Annotated in this window: 15 protein-coding genes; 12 read left to right on the forward strand and 3 right to left on the reverse strand. The window is 42.3% G+C overall.

Annotated elements, in window-relative coordinates; genetic code table 11:
* Position 1 precedes the first annotated feature (1 nt).
* Genes CLV81_RS01395 through CLV81_RS01420 form a run of 6 tightly spaced genes read left to right on the forward strand, consistent with a single transcriptional unit; the run spans position 2 to position 8,616 of the window.
* Positions 2 to 1,510 carry a hypothetical protein gene (locus CLV81_RS01395; RefSeq protein ID WP_106143280.1) on the forward strand — a complete coding sequence of 503 codons (1,509 nt, stop codon included), beginning with the start codon at positions 2 to 4 and terminating at the stop codon, positions 1,508 to 1,510.
* A 43-nt stretch (positions 1,511 to 1,553) separates the two neighbouring features.
* Positions 1,554 to 2,777, forward strand: a complete 1,224-nt coding sequence (locus CLV81_RS01400; protein ID WP_106143281.1) for a mandelate racemase/muconate lactonizing enzyme family protein — start codon at positions 1,554 to 1,556, stop codon at positions 2,775 to 2,777.
* On the forward strand, positions 2,774 to 4,099 hold the full coding sequence (locus CLV81_RS01405; protein WP_106143282.1) for a glycoside hydrolase family 28 protein: 1,326 nt from the start codon (positions 2,774 to 2,776) through the stop codon (positions 4,097 to 4,099). Before CLV81_RS01400 ends, CLV81_RS01405 begins: the two co-directional genes overlap by 4 nt.
* On the forward strand, positions 4,096 to 5,349 hold the full coding sequence (locus CLV81_RS01410; protein WP_106143283.1) for a glycoside hydrolase family 127 protein: 1,254 nt from the start codon (positions 4,096 to 4,098) through the stop codon (positions 5,347 to 5,349). The genes CLV81_RS01405 and CLV81_RS01410 overlap by 4 nt, the downstream gene beginning before the upstream one ends.
* 3 nt (positions 5,350 to 5,352) lie before the next feature.
* Entirely contained in the window at positions 5,353 to 6,759 is a 1,407-nt protein-coding gene (locus CLV81_RS01415) for a glycoside hydrolase family 28 protein (RefSeq protein ID WP_106143284.1), read from the forward strand.
* A 3-nt stretch (positions 6,760 to 6,762) separates the two neighbouring features.
* Positions 6,763 to 8,616: a glycoside hydrolase family 2 protein gene (locus CLV81_RS01420; RefSeq protein ID WP_106143285.1), complete on the forward strand. Its 1,854-nt coding sequence runs from the start codon at positions 6,763 to 6,765 to the stop codon at positions 8,614 to 8,616.
* Positions 8,617 to 8,795: 179 nt separating this feature from the next.
* Here CLV81_RS01420 and uxuA read toward each other — a convergent pair whose 3' ends face one another.
* Genes uxuA through CLV81_RS01435 form a run of 3 tightly spaced genes read right to left on the reverse strand, consistent with a single transcriptional unit; the run spans position 8,796 to position 12,454 of the window.
* Positions 8,796 to 9,971, reverse strand: a complete 1,176-nt coding sequence (gene uxuA, locus CLV81_RS01425) for a mannonate dehydratase (RefSeq protein WP_170068317.1) — start codon at positions 9,969 to 9,971, stop codon at positions 8,796 to 8,798.
* A gap of 17 nt (positions 9,972 to 9,988) precedes the next feature.
* Complete coding sequence (locus tag CLV81_RS01430; RefSeq protein ID WP_106143286.1) at positions 9,989 to 10,804, reverse strand: SDR family oxidoreductase; 816 nt, start codon at positions 10,802 to 10,804, stop codon at positions 9,989 to 9,991.
* A gap of 9 nt (positions 10,805 to 10,813) precedes the next feature.
* A complete protein-coding gene (locus CLV81_RS01435; protein ID WP_106143287.1) occupies positions 10,814 to 12,454 on the reverse strand; it encodes a UxaA family hydrolase in 1,641 nt (546 codons plus the stop codon).
* Positions 12,455 to 12,591: 137 nt separating this feature from the next.
* Here CLV81_RS01435 and CLV81_RS01440 point away from each other — a divergent pair, with 137 nt between their 5' ends.
* The 6 genes from CLV81_RS01440 to CLV81_RS01465 all read left to right on the forward strand — a co-directional run bounded on the left by CLV81_RS01440 (position 12,592) and on the right by CLV81_RS01465 (position 18,072).
* On the forward strand, positions 12,592 to 13,629 hold the full coding sequence (locus CLV81_RS01440) for a sugar kinase (protein WP_106143288.1): 1,038 nt from the start codon (positions 12,592 to 12,594) through the stop codon (positions 13,627 to 13,629).
* 15 nt (positions 13,630 to 13,644) lie between these two features.
* Positions 13,645 to 14,310: a bifunctional 4-hydroxy-2-oxoglutarate aldolase/2-dehydro-3-deoxy-phosphogluconate aldolase gene (locus tag CLV81_RS01445; protein ID WP_106143289.1), complete on the forward strand. Its 666-nt coding sequence runs from the start codon at positions 13,645 to 13,647 to the stop codon at positions 14,308 to 14,310.
* 1 nt (position 14,311) lies between these two features.
* Positions 14,312 to 15,286: a TRAP transporter substrate-binding protein gene (locus tag CLV81_RS01450; RefSeq protein WP_245911892.1), complete on the forward strand. Its 975-nt coding sequence runs from the start codon at positions 14,312 to 14,314 to the stop codon at positions 15,284 to 15,286.
* Positions 15,286 to 15,759 carry a TRAP transporter small permease gene (locus CLV81_RS01455; protein ID WP_106143291.1) on the forward strand — a complete coding sequence of 158 codons (474 nt, stop codon included), beginning with the start codon at positions 15,286 to 15,288 and terminating at the stop codon, positions 15,757 to 15,759. The genes CLV81_RS01450 and CLV81_RS01455 overlap by 1 nt, the downstream gene beginning before the upstream one ends.
* Position 15,760: 1 nt before the next feature.
* Positions 15,761 to 17,056: a TRAP transporter large permease gene (locus CLV81_RS01460; RefSeq protein WP_106143292.1), complete on the forward strand. Its 1,296-nt coding sequence runs from the start codon at positions 15,761 to 15,763 to the stop codon at positions 17,054 to 17,056.
* Between the two features lie 260 nt (positions 17,057 to 17,316).
* Positions 17,317 to 18,072 (forward strand): DUF6090 family protein, encoded by a 756-nt coding sequence (locus CLV81_RS01465; protein ID WP_146129802.1) that lies wholly within the window; start codon positions 17,317 to 17,319, stop codon positions 18,070 to 18,072.
* Positions 18,073 to 18,172: the final 100 nt, after the last annotated feature.

Below are 18,172 nucleotides of genomic sequence, written 5' to 3' on the forward strand. Positions count from 1 at the left end.
AATGAGAATAAAAAGTAAACTCATGCGCACAGGTATCGTAATCATTACCTTGTTTCTGGTGTTTTCTTGCAATGACGATGATGATTCATTTGAACCACCAACCTTCGATTCCCCTGAAATAGAACTTTCCATAGATAGTGGATCATTCCGTATTGGCCAAACCATAAGGGTAACAGCCGAATATGAAGCATCCGCCCTGTTTAGGGAGTTTGTGGTGCAAAGGGGCAATTCTATAATTGAGCGCATAACCTATCCAGAAAGAACAGAGGGAGAAGATGACTTCACATTCGAGTTCTTAATAACAGATGATCTTTTGGGCACAACCCAAACTTTTACATTTACTGTTACCGATTCCCTCGGTGAATCGGAAAGTGCAACCTTTACGGCAACCGTTTCTGAAGTGGAGCCCGCCTTTGCTTTCGAAGATGTAGAAATCAACGGAACCACTTTTAGACAAGTAACTGGAAGGATTAACTTTGATGAGACCTTTGACAGGGATAACCTTTGGTTGCTCAATGGCGAAGTTGAGGTGGACGACATTACAACCTTGACCATTGAAGAAGGCACCACCGTATACGCTTTGGATGAAAACACCGAGCTCAACGTTCAAATCGGAGGTACCCTATTAGCCGAAGGAACTCGGGAAGAACCCATTATATTCACATCCATAAATGCGGCACCCAATCAACCTGAAGACCCGGATAATGGGGATTGGATTGGAGTGGTACTCCGAGGAGATGACACTCCAGACGGTAACTCGGGAATTTTAAGATATGTGCGTATTGAGAATGGCGGAAACGGGGATGAGGCACTCCAACTACGACAAGTAGGAGGCGCAACCACAATTGACTTTGTTCAAATTCACAATGCGGATGATACCGGAATCCGAATGCGGGGCGGTTTTGTAAACTTAAAGCACATCTTTGTAACCAAACCAGATGATCGCGGTGTACGCTATAGTGATGGTTGGGAAGGTAATGGTCAGTTTTGGGTTATTGTTACCGATGTAGATGATAGTGAAGGTATTCTCGGAAGGGATACCGATGAATCCCCTAGAAACTCGGATGCTATAATGTCCAACGTTACGGTCATTGGTCCACTTCTCGTTGGTGATGGTGCGGGTGACACGGATGGGGTCCAAATACGGGATGGAGGCCAAGGAGAATTCCATAACTTTATTGTTACCGGTTTTGACGATTCCTTCAGAAACAGAAGCGATGATGGTGATATGATCATTAGAAATTCCGCCGTATTTGGTAATGGTCAGGCGGGAGATGAGGACGGATTGCATAGCAGTATTGATGATGAATACTTAGATCCAGTAAATCAGAATTCGGTAGACGAAATAACCTTAACGGACACCTTTATTGGGGTTTCTACCACCAATTCATCGGATGCTTCAACACTAGGCGATTTCTTCGAAGCTGTGAACTTCGTTGGAGCCGTTTCACCAGATGATGATTGGACCTTGGGATGGACCATCAATTTTGATGGTACACCAAGAGAATAAAAATAAGTTTGAGTTGGTTAGTTTTAGTTTAAAGAAATTGTAAGTGAATAGGTCAGAATTCATTAAAACGATTTCATCGGCAACCCTGGCAACAGGGTTGCCTTTTCCTATCTGGAGTCTGAAATCCAATGAATGTTCGATAGCCATGTTCGAGGATATGGCCAAGGATGATGACTTCGTAATCAGGGACATAGACACTTTTATGCTCCGTAAAGCTCTTTTTATCTCGGTCGAACTCAACAATGGTATAAAAGGATGGGCTGAAGCCATGCCCAATGACAAACGTAGTTCCCGTACCTTAATAGAAAAAACCCTAAAGAACTACTTTGAAGGTACCAACATCTTCGACGTGGAAAAGACGTGGGACCATTGCATAAAGTCCGAATATGATTTAGGTCCAGGAGGTCTACTTACCTATTCATTATCGGGAATTGACTGCGCCGTTTACGACGCCATGGGTAAAGTCACTCAAAAACCCGTTTATGAGCTTTTGGGAGGTAAACTCAGGGATTCCGTAGAGATTTACGCCAGTTTTACGCGAGATGTCTATCCTACCCCCGACCAAGCTGCAGCCAAGGCAATAGCATTGGTTGAAGAAGGATATAAAACCCTAAAATTCCGAATGCGTTGGGGACTGGAAAATCAAGACCCCCCCAATGACAATACAGTTGACTTTGCCAGGGCTCTTCGCAAAGCTGTTGGTCCCGGTGTTCAATTGGCCATGGATGCAAACATGGGACATACCCAACAAAGAGCGATTGCCCTGGGCAAAGAACTGGAAGAATTCAATTTGACATGGTGGGAAGAACCCACTGCTCCCTATGACTATTCCGCTATAAAAGCCATTGTAGAGAATGTCAATATTCCCATTGTTTTTGGGGAACACGCCTACACGGTCGACCAGATTAAACATCTATTGACCTATGGAGGCTCATGGGCGGTAAACCCTGACCTACTTAAATGTGGAGGCTTCACCGGCGGTAAACGTATCGGGGATTACATTGCTGAAAAAAGAGTGAAACTGGTAGCCCACAATTCCAGACCTTCCTTGAGCACTGTTTGTATGCTTCATTGGGTTTGTGCCACTAAAATGGCCACGCTTCCTCAGGAGTTCGCGTTGCGTGAAAAAGCGCCCGGGGCTTTCGATTGTTTGACAGGTTTTCCTGAGTTTAAAAATGGTCGCTTGTATATTAGTGATAGACCTGGATTGGGGGTTGAAGTGGATGAGGACCAAGTTAGGGCCTACGATAAAAAATATACCAAATGAGAGGTGCTGTATTGTCCATTTCCTTATTCATTTTTCTGTTGATATCATGTAGCAATCAAAATCAGAATGAATTAAATATTCTAGATTTTGGAGCAGTTCCTGATGGCAAGACCATGAATACACAAGCCATTCAATCCGCAATTGAAGAGGCATTACAATCACAAGGAAAAGTAATCGTTCCTAAAGGAACTTTTTTAACCGGGGCATTGACATTGGGTCCCAATATCACTTTGCAAATTGATGAAGGAGCGACACTTTTGGCCAGTCCAAATATGGAAGACTACCCCGAAAAACATTTCATTTCTGCTCCTTATGCCGATAGTTTGATAATTAAAGGGAAGGGAACCATAAATGGAAATGGCACCGCTTTCTTTGATAATGATTGGAAGTTTACGGAAAGACCACAACCCTGGATTGTCATCAGTGATGCTAGAGGAGTTTCGGTAACTGGAATACGTTTTGAAAATAGCCCGTCGCATACCCTGAATTTCAATTTTTGTGACGGAGTTACTGTGGACAATATTTCCATAAAAAATGACCCCCGAAGTCGTAATACGGATGGAATCGACATTCGAAACACCAGAAACATTACCATTACCAACTCGGACATCCGCACCGGTGATGATGCTATTTGCCTAAAAGTGACTTCCAAAGAACACCTATGGCATGACCCAAAAGGGAATCCCAGACCAAGAACCGTAGAAAATGTTTTGGTGAAGGATTGTTATCTCGAAAGTGATGATTCTGCTCTAAAACTGGGAACAGGAAGTGGTCATTTCACCCAAAACATCGTATTTGAGGATATTACTATCCGTAAAACCCGATATGCCATGGCTTTGTTTATGATGGATGGTGGGGTTTATCGGGATATACTTTTTAAGAATATTGATGCGGAAACAGGAGCACGCCATCCTCAAGAATACGGTATTTTTATGGATATTCATCAGCGACAAGAAGACTCTCCCGTGGGTCAAATTGAGAATATAAGGTTTGAGGATTGTTCGATTACCACAAATGGAATTTTTTATCTCTCTGGCCATCCCGAACAACAGCTGGACAAAATCCAATTGGAAAATGTAAGCGTGACTTTCATGGACCATTTAGATAATTCTTCATGGAAAAAACCAAAAGGAAACAGGAAAATTAAACAATGGGCCTCGACATCCGATTTTGTTCGTGAAAAGGGAAAGTTTATCCTCGCAGACGCAAAGAATGTACAGATGAACAATGTAAACTTTAGCAAGGTGCCAAATGATTCCATCGCTTTGTTTTGGAAGCACAACGTTTCCATGGATACTTTAAATATTAAAATCACTCCATGACCCATAAAATACTCCTTGCCATTCCCCTTTTTTGGTGTTTAATGGGGTGCGCCCAAAAAGAATCCCTGGATTTAGATGAATCATATCAACAAAAAATAAAGGTTTCATTAAACCGAGCGATACAACATGCTGGTAAAGTGTGTTTGGATTCCAAAGGAAAAGCTAAGGGCGACTATGAAATGATATCCGGCGAATGGTCGGAGTATGAACCTGCTTGGCACACAGGGCAATTGATACAAGGGCTTTTGGAAGCCTACCAGGTAACCCAAAACCACGATGCTTTAAACCATGCGAAAAAAGGCGGAGATTGGTGGACAAGTCTCCAATTTCCTGAGGGACATCCACTGGCAGGTTATCTAAATGCGATTCATGGTGCAAGTGTGGGAAACTTAATCAATACGACCACCATTACGGATGGAACGCCCGGGCTCTTCGACCTAAGCGCAGTAACGGGAGACGACAATTATGCTGAAGTCGCCAGCTCGGCTGGAAAATGGATTTTGGACAACCTCTATCTTCAAGAGCATCGGCTAAGCTATAATATTGTGAATCCAGAAACCGGAGAAATCTGGAAAGACAAAAGTCCGCATGCCCAACATCAAGGTCATGAAATTACAATCAAGCAGGTTGCACGACCCAATGCCGAGGGCTATTTGTGGAAAGACATGTTTGAATTTACAGGGGAGGAACGTTATAAAAATGCCTTTTTAGAGGTTTGCGATGGACTTATCGCCAGTCAAAGTGAAAATGGCTTCTGGATGGATTTTGAGCCGAATGACCCCAACACTGGAAAAATCCATGCTCGATTCAATACTTGGAATGCTGAGGCTTTGATTGAAGCATATACATTGACCCAGAATCAAAAATACTTGGATGCCGCTCTTAAAACGGGTCACGGATTGGCTTCTATTCAACAAAAAAATGGGGTGATTTTCTACTTAAGCTATACCGATGGGTCAGTGGATAATCGCTCTCCATGTGGTTCAGGAACTTCATTTGCCGGTATTCTCTGGCTACGATTATTAGAGTTGGGGCATACGGATTTCAAGGCGAATATTAAAAAAGCACTGGACTTCACTTTAAATAATCAATTTTCAGTTGAACACCCCGACGAAAACTTAGCAGGAGGGTATTATGAAATTCGCCAAAAAGCGAAAGACAATGGAAAAATGAAGCTCATCTATCGCGACATTGCCACAGCATTTGGATTACGGTTTTTAAGTGATGTACACCAACATGAATTTCAGTAGGATATGAAGTCATCAAAAAGTATATCACAGTACAGTTCGAGAGTAAAAACAATAATTGGAATCGTTCTGATGTTGTTCAGTTTGGCATGTAATATGCAACCTAAGGATGATTTCACCAAAGAAAAGGCCCAACATACCATAACTGAAGCTTGGTCTACGACATATCCCAGGATTTTGGAAACTATTCAAACTCCCACCTTTCGGGATACCACAGTGGTTATTAAGGACACTGCGGATTTTAGAAACAACATCAACAAGGCTATTTCGCAGCTTTCGGAAGATGGTGGCGGTACGATAAAAGTCAGCCCAGGAAGATACCATGTTAAGGGCAGTATCTTTCTAGCATCAAACATCCGATTGTATTTGGAAAACGGGGTGGAACTTTGGTTTTCACCCCATCCTTCTGATTACTTACCTGTTGTAAAATCCCGTTGGGAGGGGACTTTTCTTATGAATTATTCTCCACTGATTTATGCACTTGATGCCGAGAATATCGCAATTACCGGAAAAGGGTTGATCAATGGTCAAGCTGAAAAAAAGTGGCATGAGTGGAAACAAAAGCAGGATGAAGATAAAAAGCTTCTCCGCCAAATGGGGAATGACAAAATCCCTTTAGAAGAACGAGTTTTTGGAGAAGGGCATTATCTCCGTCCTTCGACCATTGAATTTATCAACTGCAAAAACATCCTTTTGGAGGATTTCAGTGTAAAAGGTTCACCTTTTTGGACGATTCATCCCGTACTTTCCGAAAATGTTACGATACGTTCACTAAATATTGGAGCGGGTACCACCAATGATGATGGTATCGACCCCGAAAGCTGTAAAAATGTACTCATCGAAAACTGCATAATTCATACCCATGATGACTGCGTGGCGATAAAAGCAGGTCGTGACCAAGATGGATGGCCCTACCCTCCCACCGAAAGTGTTATCGTTCGAAACAGCACCTTTAATACCGAAGTAGGTAGCGGATTTTGTATAGGATCCGAAATGTCCGCTGGGGTGCGAAATGTTTTTGTGGAGAACTGTGAACTAATTGGAAGCGGAAAACATGCCTTTCAGTTTAAAAGCAATCCGGACCGAGGCGGTTTTATCAAAAACGTTTTCATACGAAACATTGACGTTGGAACCGTAAAATACGGTTTTGAGTTCACTACTGATTATAAGGGTTGGCGGGGAAACGAATATTTTACAAAGTATCAGGATTTCTATTTTCAGGATATTCGAATCGAAGAAGCCACAGATAAGTCCATTGTCGTCAAAGGTAGACCTGAAGAACCTATTCGAAAGGTATATTTTGAAAACTGCTTTATTGACCAATCTCCGCAATCGGAAGTGGTTTCGGAAGCTTCACAAATACTTTTTGAGAACACCAAAATCAACACGAACATATTACCTACAAACAATTGAACTATGAAAAGAATACTTCTTTGTTTTTTCCTATTCTGCCTTTTTGGAATCCAGTCGATATGGTCTCAAGAACCCTTACTTCAAAATGCATACAACAGGCCTTCCACCCTGCTCAATGGCAACTGGAAATATGTTATTGACCCGTACGACACGGGGTATCGCAACCACAGAAATTGGCTTCCCTTTGATCGGGCTGAATCTACCAAGGCCTCGGCAAAACCCTATTATACCGATAAGGTCATAGAAAATCGCTGGGACCGTGTGGAGTACAATTTTAATACCTCTTCAGAGATTTTGGTGCCTGGGGATTGGAACAGTCAATTCGAAAAACTGGAATATTACGAGGGTGCCATTTGGTATCGCACCACTTTCGATTATACCATCAAGGATGACACAGAAGTGTTTCTATATTTTGGAGCCGTCAACTATCAGACTAATGTATACCTCAACGGGGAAAAGGTCGGTCAGCATTCAGGAGGATTTGACCCTTTCAATTTTGAGGTCTCCGATAAACTAAAATCCAAGGATAATTCTTTGGTGGTCCGTGTGGACAACAAAAGGGAAAAGCATCGTGTCCCCAACTATACAACAGACTGGTGGAATTATGGGGGTATTACCCGAGATGTGAAGCTTATAGAAGTTCCACAAACCCATATTCAAGATTACCAAATTCAATTGGACCCCAACAACTCCGATTTGATTAAAGGTTATGTCCAAATATTGAAAGGAGCAAAGCAGAATGTGACGATTGAAATCCCAGAAGCAAAGATTAATGAAACCTTTCAGTTGGATGAAATGGGAAGAGCTGAATTCCAAATTTCAGCAAAGCGCATTAAAAAGTGGTATCCAAAACGCCCCAAATTGTATAAGGTTGAAATCACTTGCGGTGAAGACACTTTACTGGATAATATTGGTTTCAGAACCATTTCAACGGATGGTCCAAATATCCTATTGAACGGAAAGTCCGTTTTTCTCCGTGGCATCAGTCTTCATGAAGAAAACCCCATAAAGGTTGGCAGAGCAAATTCTTTGGAAGAAGCCCAAATGCTCTTCGGATGGGCTCAAGAACTCAATTGTAATTTTGTACGCCTCGCACACTATCCCCACAATGAACATATGCCTCGGCTGGCTGACAAATTGGGAATCTTACTTTGGGAAGAAATACCGGTATATTGGGGCATTGATTATGAAAATCCGGAGGCTTTTGCCCAAGCCAAATCACAATTGGAAACGCTTGTACATCGTGACAAAAACCGAGCAAGTGTAATTGTATGGTCAGTGGCCAATGAGACCCCAGAAGTTCCTTCGCGATTAAGGTTTTTAAGGGATTTAAAAAAGATTACTCTTGCTATTGACGACACTCGATTTATTAGCGCTGCCCTCGAAAGAGATGAAAAAAGTACTGCTGATACCGTTAAGATTCCCGACCCTTTTGCCGAAGATGTAGATATGATTGCATGTAATGAGTACATCGGATGGTATTCTGGGTTACCCGAGCGATGTTCAGAAGTGACTTGGGAACTACCTGATGACAAACCATTTTTTGTCAGTGAGTTTGGGGGTGGAGCATTGTACAACCATCATGGTGATAAGTTAACACGATGGACTGAAGAATATCAAGAGTACTTATATGAAGAACAAATCAAAATGCTTCGCAAAATTCCAACCTTGCGAGGCATGACCCCTTGGATTTTGGCTGATTTTCGTTCACCCAGAAGAAACTTGCCTTTAATTCAAGATGGGTGGAATCGAAAAGGGTTAATTTCCAACGGAGGTCATAAAAAGAAAGCCTTTCATGTTTTAAAGGCCTATTACGATGAAATGGAGGAAATCTATGATTATTCCATAAAGGACTAATTCAGATTCCTTGACATCATGATACCTTTGAAAGTAAAACCGTCAGTTCGAGTGTTTTCCAAAGGAAAAAGTATCGAGAACAAGGTTTTTAATTTCGAAATGCACTTCTCGATAAGATTTTCTGGAAAAACACAGAAAATCACTCGAAGTGACGAATTTTCTTAAGAATTGGCGATAGATTAATTAGAATCTTTCATCGTTAAAATGGCATGTTCCAACCCTCGCAATTCCGCTAATCCTTTTAAGCGTCCAATACCCGTATATCCGGGATTAGCTTTCTTGTTCAAGTCATCCATCATCTGATGGCCATGATCTGGCCGCATAGGGACCGGATATTCTTTTCCTTGCTGCATAACACTAAGTTCTTGCATGACTTCTACCATGGGCACGTCACCCTTTAAATGGTCAGCTTCATGAAAATTCCCTTCATCGTCCCGCTCCGTTGAACGCAAGTGGATAAAATGAATACGATCTTTAAATTGGCACACCATAGTAGGTAGGTCATTATCGGCCCTAACACCAAAAGAACCAGTGCAAAAGGTCAAACCGTTATTGGTGCTGTCCGTTTGCGTAAAAATGCGCTCTACATCGGCCATTGTACTGACCACTCTGGGCAACCCAAAAATGTCGAATGGAGGGTCATCGGGATGGATAGCTATATTGACACCTACTGCTTCACAAATTGGAATGATTTCATCCAAGAAAAGCTTTAGGTGTAGTTCCAACTTTTCGTGGTCAATGTCCTTATACCTATCAAGTTGCTCCTGAAACTGTTCCAAAGTGTAGCCCTCTTCCGCTCCGGGTAATCCTGCAATAATGGTTTGGGTAAGCTCTGCTTTTTCGGAAGCTCCCATATGTTCAAATCTCGCTTTTCCCATGGCGATCTGCTCTTTTGTATAGTTCCTTTCAGCATTTGGGCGTTTTAGAATAAACACATCAAAGGCTACAAAGGCAGCTGTTTCAAAGCGTAATGCTCTCGCCCCGTTTGGGAGTTCATAGGCAAGGTCGGTACGGGTCCAATCCAGAACGGGCATAAAATTGTAACAGACCGTTTGAATGCCTTCTTCCGCTAGATGTTCCAGGGAGGTTTTGTAATTATCGATGTGTTGTTTATAGTTGCCACTTCGCGTTTTGATTTCCTCATGAACAGGAATGCTTTCGACCACGGCCCATACTAACCCAGCCGCTTCGATTTCTTCTTTGCGTTTTCGAATTTCTTCCCTTGGCCAAACTTTTCCGTTGGGAATATGATGCAAAGCAGTAACCACGCCAGTAGCCCCCGCCTGCCGAATATCTGAAAGACTAACCGGGTCGTTTGGTCCGTACCAACGCATGGTTTGCAATAGTTTCTTCATCTCTTCAAACTAATTTTTTAAACTCCCGAATAGGCCCCAAAGCCACCATCCACAGAAAGTACCGTGCCTGTTACAAATTTTGAAGCGTCACTGCTCAAATAATGAATAGCCCCGAAGAGCTCATTCGGCTGTCCAAACCGACTCATTGGCGTGTTACCAATAATTTGGTTCGCTCTATCCGTATAACTTCCATCCGTATTCGTCAAGAGTTCTTTGTTCTGTTTTGTGAGGAAAAAACCAGGAGCGACAGCATTTACTCGTAATCCTTCCCCATATTTTTTCGCAAACTCGATGGCAAGCCATTTGGTGAGATTATCGATAGCGGCCTTCGCGGACGAATACCCCATAACCCTAGTCAATGGCCGCTCGGCAGACATACTGGAGATATTGATGATACTTCCCTTTTTATCATCCAGAAAAAGGGGTAAAAAGGATTTAATGGAGAGATAGGTCCCCACGTAGTTGAGGTCGATGATTTTTCTGAGGGCCTCTACATCACTATCCAATAGCGTTTGCTCCGGGTTGATAATCGCCCCCGCCATATTACCGCCAGCAGCATTGATGAGTACATCCAAACTACCAAATTGGGATTTTACGGTATCCGAAACACTTTTTAGGTTTTCCTCATCGGTTACGTCGCAGCCAAAGGGTGCGGCTTTACCACCGTTTTTTATAATGTCATCTGCCACTGTTTGGGCTTCTGACAACTTCCTTCCCAGTATAATAAGATTTGCACCTTGTTCCGCAAGGTATTTGGACCATTCTGACCCCAAGACCCCAGTTCCACCGGTTATAAGAATATTTTTTCCTTCAATATCAAATAAGTATTTCATGCAAAACAGTTAAAGTGAAATTCCCCGTTTCCAAGGTATAAAATCATCTTGTCCCAATTTTTGGGCCTTGGTTTTTATTTTGCCACTGACCACATCGATGATATACTCCATCAATTCCTCTCCCATTTGTTCGATTGACTTTTCTCCCGTAATAACACCGCCGGCATCCACATCGATAAGATCAGGCATTCGTTGGGCCAAATCCGTATTGGAAGAAATTTTGATCACCGGTGCAATAGGGTTGCCCGTTGGCGTGCCCAAACCTGTGGTGAACAAAATAATATTCGCCCCTGAACCTGCCAAAGCTGTTGTGCTTTCCACATCGTTGCCAGGCGTGCAAAGCAGGTTAAGTCCGGGTTTATTTGCATATTCGGCATAGTCAAGTACGTCGGTTATGGGAGATGTGCCTCCTTTTTTAGCAGCTCCTGCGCTCTTCATCGCGTCGGTGATTAAACCATCCTTAATATTACCTGGACTAGGATTCATATCGAACCCTGAGCCTACAGCAATAGCTGCATTGGAATACGTTTCCATCAACTTCGTAAACTTATCGGCAATAGCATCATTCGTACAACGATTAATGAGTTGTTGTTCCACGCCACAGAGTTCAGGAAATTCAGCGAGCATGGTTTTTCCACCCAAGGCCACCAAAATATCAGAGGCGTGGCCAACAGCCGGATTGGCTGAGATTCCAGAGAATCCATCGGAGCCCCCGCATTCCAGCCCTAGTGTCAATTTTTCCAAGGGAGCAGGCCGGCGTATCGTCTTATTGGCCTCAGTCAGTCCTTGAAAAGTTAACTGAATGGCCTTAACCAATAAGTCTTCTTCGGTCCCTTCTTTTTGCTGTTCCAAAATGTGCAAGGGTTTATCAAAATGGGGATTCAGGGCATTCAATTTATCTTCTAAAATGGAAATCTGGGCGTTTTGGCATCCCAAACTCAGAATAGTGCCTCCTGCGACATTCGGGTTGTTCAAATACCCTGCAATTAAAGCACAAAGCGCTTCAGAATCCTGCCGGATGCCTCCACAACCTCCTTGATGCGTTAGGAACTTAATACCATCCACTTGCTTAAAAATTGGGGACACTTCAATTTGTTCTTCCTCCAACGCGATAGCATTTTTCGAAGTGTTTTCACTTTGATAGTGGGCCACCAACTTTCTTACATAGCTTTTGTATTTATTGGGATGTGCGAAGCCCAACTCCTCCAAGAAGGCATCCTTCATGACGTCCACGTTGCGATTTTCACAAAATACCAAAGGAATCACGACCCAATAATTGGCCGTTCCCACTTGACCATCAGAACGGTGATATCCCAAAAACGAACGTCCCCCAAACTTTGAAATATCCGGTTGCTCCCAATCCAAATGGGGAATTCGCTTTCCAAAAATATCCGCTTTGTGGGACACGTTTTCCGTAGTCAACACTTCGCCCTTTCCTATAAATTGGCAAGCCTTTCCCACTACACCACCGTACATCATGATGGTATCACCTTTATTGAAATCAGTCAAGGCAAATTTATGTTTGGCCTTTACAGCCTGTTTTAATTGAAGGGTATGGTCTTCCAGCCGTATCGTTTCTCCATTGCTCAAATTATCCAGAGCTACCAGCACATTGTCAAACGGATGAATTTTCAGGATTTTTTGTTCCATTTCAAATTAAATTGCTAATATTGTGCAATCGATTGCACAAATTAACTAAAAATCTTTTACTTTTCTTCAAGTAATTCGAAAATAGTAGGTTTCCAATCGATTTTAATTCGTGATATTTAGATCAAAAAGCATACGTAATGAAAAAAGTGGTCACCTTTGGTGAAATTATGTTACGCCTAGCTCCTCCGGGATTTCTACGTTTTTCCCAAACCAATTCTTTTGATGTGATTTATGGGGGTGGTGAATCCAACGTAGCAGTTTCGTTGGCCAACTATGGTATTCCAGTGGATTTTGTAACTCGATTACCTGAAAATGACCTTGGAAAATGTGCCATGATGGAACTACGCAAACGAGGGGTCAATGTAGAAAACATTATTTGGGGCGGAGAGCGATTGGGCATCTATTTTTTGGAAACCGGCGCTGTTGCCAGAGGTAGTAAAGTGGTGTATGATCGCGCTCATTCCGCTATGTCACAAATTGAGAAAGGAATGATTGATTGGGAAACCGTTTTCAAAGATGCTGACTGGTTTCATTGGACGGGTATAACCCCTGCCATTTCGCAAGGTGCGGCCGATGCCTGTTTGGAGGCCTGCGAGGTGGCCAGCAGAATGGGAGTAACGATATCTACCGATTTGAACTACAGAAAAAAGCTTTGGAAATATGGAGTTGAACCTGAAACTATTATGACACCCCTCGTGGAACATTGTGATGTTATTCTAGGGAATGAGGAAGATGCAGAGAAGCATTTTGGCATCCATCCGGAAGGTGTGGATGTCACCCAAGGTCATTCAGTAAGTACCAAGGCCTTTGAATCGGTCTGTAGACAAATGATGGATAAGTTTCCGAAAGCAAAAAAGGTCATTACGACCTTAAGGGGGTCCATTAGTGCTTCGCACAATACTTGGGCCGGTGTGCTCTATGATGGAAAGACTTTGTATGAATCCAATACCTATCAAATTACGCATATCGTGGACCGTGTTGGAGGTGGAGATTCTTTTATGGGCGGATTGATTTACGGGTTACTAACTTACGAAGGTGACGACCAGAAAGCATTGGATTTCGCGGTAGCAGCTTCCTGTTTGAAGCATACTATTAAAGGGGATGCGAATCAAGTAACTGTGGATGAAGTTGAAAAGCTTATGGGTGGTGATGCTTCAGGAAGAGTCTCTAGATAAAAACAAATAGTACGCATGGACGAAGCCAATCATCAACAACTGTTGAATTGCATGCATGAGACGGGATTGATTCCTGTTTTTAATCATACAGATAGTGATATTGCCAAAAAAGTACTGGATGCGTGCTATGAAGGAGGAGTACGTGTGTTTGAGTTTACCAATCGGGGCGAAAATGCTTTGGAGGTTTTTGGAGAGCTAGTTACGCATGCCCAACAATACAGCGACCTTTATCTCGGCATAGGAACCCTATTTACCAAAGAGGATGCGTCCCATTTTTTTGATGAAGGTGCACATTTTTTAGTCTCACCCGCATTGATACCAGAGATTGCCAATTTTGCCAATCAAAAAGAAGTATTCTGGGTTCCCGGATGTGGTACGGTCACTGAAATGTATCAGGCCCTGCAGCTCGGAGCTAAGTTGCTCAAAGCATTTCCCGGGAATGTTTTAGGACCTGGATTTATAAAAGCAGTAAAAGCAGTGTATCCCAAGGTCCCTATTATGCCTACTGGAGGGGTAAAACCTACCGAAGAGAATTTGTCAGCTTGGTACAATGCTGGGGTCCATTGTGTAGGTATGGGAAGTCAACTATTTAAAAAAGACCTTATTGAATCCGGCCACTTCAATGATTTGACCGAATCCGTTTCCAATACCATACAAACCATCAAAAAAATCAAAAAATAGGTTGAAAACCAGATTGTTTACACTCGTAATCCTGTTTTGTTGCTTGCTTTCCTGCAGTAGTAAGGAGGAGACCAAGGTGTTACGACTGGCTCATGGGCTCGATACCAATCATCCTGTGCATTTAGCCATGGTGGATTTGGGAAAACAGTTAAAAATTACTTCCAAAGGAAAATTGACCGTAAAGATTTACCCTAGTGGACAACTGGGTGCGGAACGAGAATGTCTGGAATTACTTCAAATTGGCAGTTTGGACATTACCAAGGTTTCCGGAGCAGTTCTCGAAAACTTCGTGCCGGAATATAAAGTGTTGAGTGTTCCCTATCTTTTTCGGGATAAAAACCATTCCCATACTGTATATGATTCACCAGTGGGGCGTCAATTCTTGGAAAAAGGCGAGGATTACAGACTTCGCGGACTCTGTTTCTATGATGCAGGAAGTCGCAGTTTTTATACCAAAAACAGACCTATCGAAACGCCTGATGATTTGAAAGGAATGAAAATTAGGGTGCAAAAAAGTAATATGGCGGTCAGCATGGTACAGCAACTAGGAGGTTCCCCAACCCCCATTTCTTGGGGTGAACTGTACACTGCCCTGCAGCAAGGTGTTGTGGATGGAGCCGAAAACAATCTGCCAAGTTTCCATACTTCCAAACATTATGAAGTATGCAACTACTACAGTTTTGATGAGCATACTGCGGTGCCCGATGTGTTGTTAGTTGGTACGGAAACATGGAATCGACTGAGTGAAAATGAACGGGGATGGCTTCAGCAGGCGGCTGATGCTTCCGCAATTTATCAACGTGAATTATGGGCGGAAGCAGAAGCAGAAGCGCTAAAAGTAATTACGGAGGCCGGAGTGAAGATTAACTATCCCAACAAAGCGCTTTTCGCAGCCAAAACCAAGAAATTTGACCAGCTTTTTGAACCAAACTCCGAGGCCTTCCAGTTGATGCAGTCCATAAAAAAAATGCAGTGATGAGAAAACGGGTGAATGCCATTCTGGAAAAATTGCTTTTGGTCATTATGACCCTTATGCTGATTTCTGTGATATGGCAGGTGGTATCCCGATATGTATTGGGGAGTCCCAGCACGCTAACCGATGAAATTGCCAGTTTTTCCCTAATATGGTTGGGCCTGTATGGTGCTGCTTACGCAACTGGGAAAGAATTACATTTAGCTATAGACCTGATTCCAGTTTCAACGATAAACAAGGCCCCTATTTTGTTTTCAGGACTGGTGGCGTTTGCCATTATTGTATTTGCGGTGTGTGTTATGGTTATTGGCGGCACCAACTTATGTATACTTACTTTTAAATTGCAGCAAAAATCTGCTGCTTTGGAAATTCCTTTGGGTTGGATTTATAGTGCAGTTCCCATTTCAGGACTTTTTATTACCTATTTCAGTTTGGATACCTTTTTGAAAAGGCGCAACAGTTATTTAAAAAACTAAAATGGACTATACGGAGGCACTCATATTGGTGATTAGTTTTGTTGTCCTAATGGGGATTAGGGTCCCCATTGCCTTTAGCATCGGACTCTCTGCTTTACTCACCTTAGTGGTTTCCATGCCAAGCATACCTGCCATGACGACTCTGGCACAACGCATGGCCACATCTCTGGACAGTTTTGCGCTTTTGGCCATTCCCTTTTTTATTCTTGCCGGCCAAGTGATGAACCAAGGCGGTATTGCCCGTAGGTTGATTGATTTCGCGAAAGCCATCGTAGGCCCTTTACCTGGGGGTCTTGCCTTTGTAAATATCATCGCCTGCATGCTTTTTGGGGCCATTTCGGGTTCAGCGGTTGCTGCAGCCTCGGCCATAGGCGGATTTATGAATCCAATGATGGAAAAAGAAGGATATGATAAATCATTTAGTGCTGCTGTGAACATTACGAGTGCGACCACGGGACTCATTATTCCTCCTAGTAATATTTTAATTATTTATTCACTCGCCAGTGGCGGGGTAAGTATAGCCGCGCTGTTTCTGGCGGGCTATGTCCCAGGTATTTTAATTGGACTGGCCTTGATGCTGGTTGCAGGTGTTTATGCATGGAGGAAAAAGTATCCAACCGCTAAATCAGTGGGTATCAAAATCTTTCTGAAAAGATTTTTGGATGCGCTCCCAAGTTTACTGCTGTTGGTCGTGGTGATTGGAGGTATAGTAGCTGGAATTTTTACTGCTACCGAAGCTTCAGCAGTAGCTGTTGTCTATACGTTTGTACTCGCCTTTGCTTACAAGGAAATTGAACTAAAGGATGTTTCTTCCATACTTTTGGAAACCACAAAAACGACAGCTATTGTTATCTTGCTCATTGCAACCTCAGTGGCCATGAGTTGGGTTATGAGTTATGAAAGTATTCCCCAGGAGATTAGTGCCGGACTGTTAAGTATCAGCAATAATCCCATAATCATTTTGATAATCATCAATTTGATTCTACTCTTTGTGGGCATTTTTATGGATATGACCCCAGCGGTATTGATTTTTACACCAATTTTTCTGCCCATTGTTACCCAGATGGGGATTGACCCCATCCATTTCGGGATCATTATGATATTGAATCTCTGCATTGGACTTTGTACCCCACCTGTGGGTTCGGTATTATTTGTAGGTTGTGGAGTAGCCAACCTAAAGATTCAGCAAGTAGTACGCCCGTTACTCCCACTTTTTATTGTGATGTTGGTGGTTTTGATGATAATCACCTATGTCCCAGAACTTAGTCTTTGGGTACCCGAATTGTTTGGGTTTTAATGTTGTAAGCAGTTTATGTTTAAAACCTGGTTAATAATGAACACCTTAATTTTATTATATCGAATTAGACTTAACAGGATTAGCAGTCGATGGTAGACACAAAATCTTTAGAAATGGAACGGTTTTATGCTTTAAATGACTCATTATTTGTCTGCCTCTCTTACTTTAATCCAAAACTTAAACCAGCAGGTCTTTAGTTATCTTTACATCAATACTTTATTGGTAATATATATGTTGGGTGGATTCAAAAAAATTCTTCTATGGCAAAAATTTTTCGAAAGTTCAGAAAACGCTTGATGTCCGAAAACAAATTCAGTAAATACGCCCTGTATGCTGTAGGGGAGATTGTTCTTGTGGTCATTGGTATTTTAATCGCGGTACGGATAAATGATTATAACACTTTTAACAAAGAACGTAAGGAGGAGTTTCGCCTGTTAAATAAATTCAAAGAAGACTTTAAGCAAGATTCTATTGATTTGTCTGGTTTAATTGAGAAAGAAACTAGAGTACTGAATAATATAGATTCCATTTTCAGAATACTTGAAACCGAAAACGACCAACACCTTCCTCAATTGGCCTCGATAAGTCAGACGATAGCCAATTCACATATTTTTTATACCCAATCAGGCACCTATGACGAATCCATTTCCGCAGGAAAAATGGATGTTATTCTAAACGATTCGCTGCGAGAGACCATCTTTGGTTACTACGGTGAAGTTAAAATCAACTTGAGTGACGCGGTATTCGATAAATATCAAACCAATGAAATAGTGCCGGCTTATATGGAAATAATGCTTCAGAACAAACAGGCTGCAGGGCTAATGGGCTTAAACAATCCCTATTTGGAGGACCTTTCTGTCTCAAGGCTTTATCAAAACAAAAAGTTTAATGAGATACTTATCTGGAGAAAAATAAACGCCGGATACGCAGTTGGCACTTGGATGGAGTATCAGGAGTTATGCTCCAGTATATTGAGTCTGGTAAAAGAAGAAATCCAAAATCACCCGCAAAATTAAACACCAAAGATTATTGGTTCTAGTCCGTTTGTTTACTCAACGAAAGAGATTTCATGCAAAGGGGCAGAGACTTTTGTTTTGAGCAACAAAATCCAATGTT

The organism is Flagellimonas meridianipacifica (assembly GCF_003001695.1).
Lineage (GTDB): Bacteria > Bacteroidota > Bacteroidia > Flavobacteriales > Flavobacteriaceae > Flagellimonas > Flagellimonas meridianipacifica.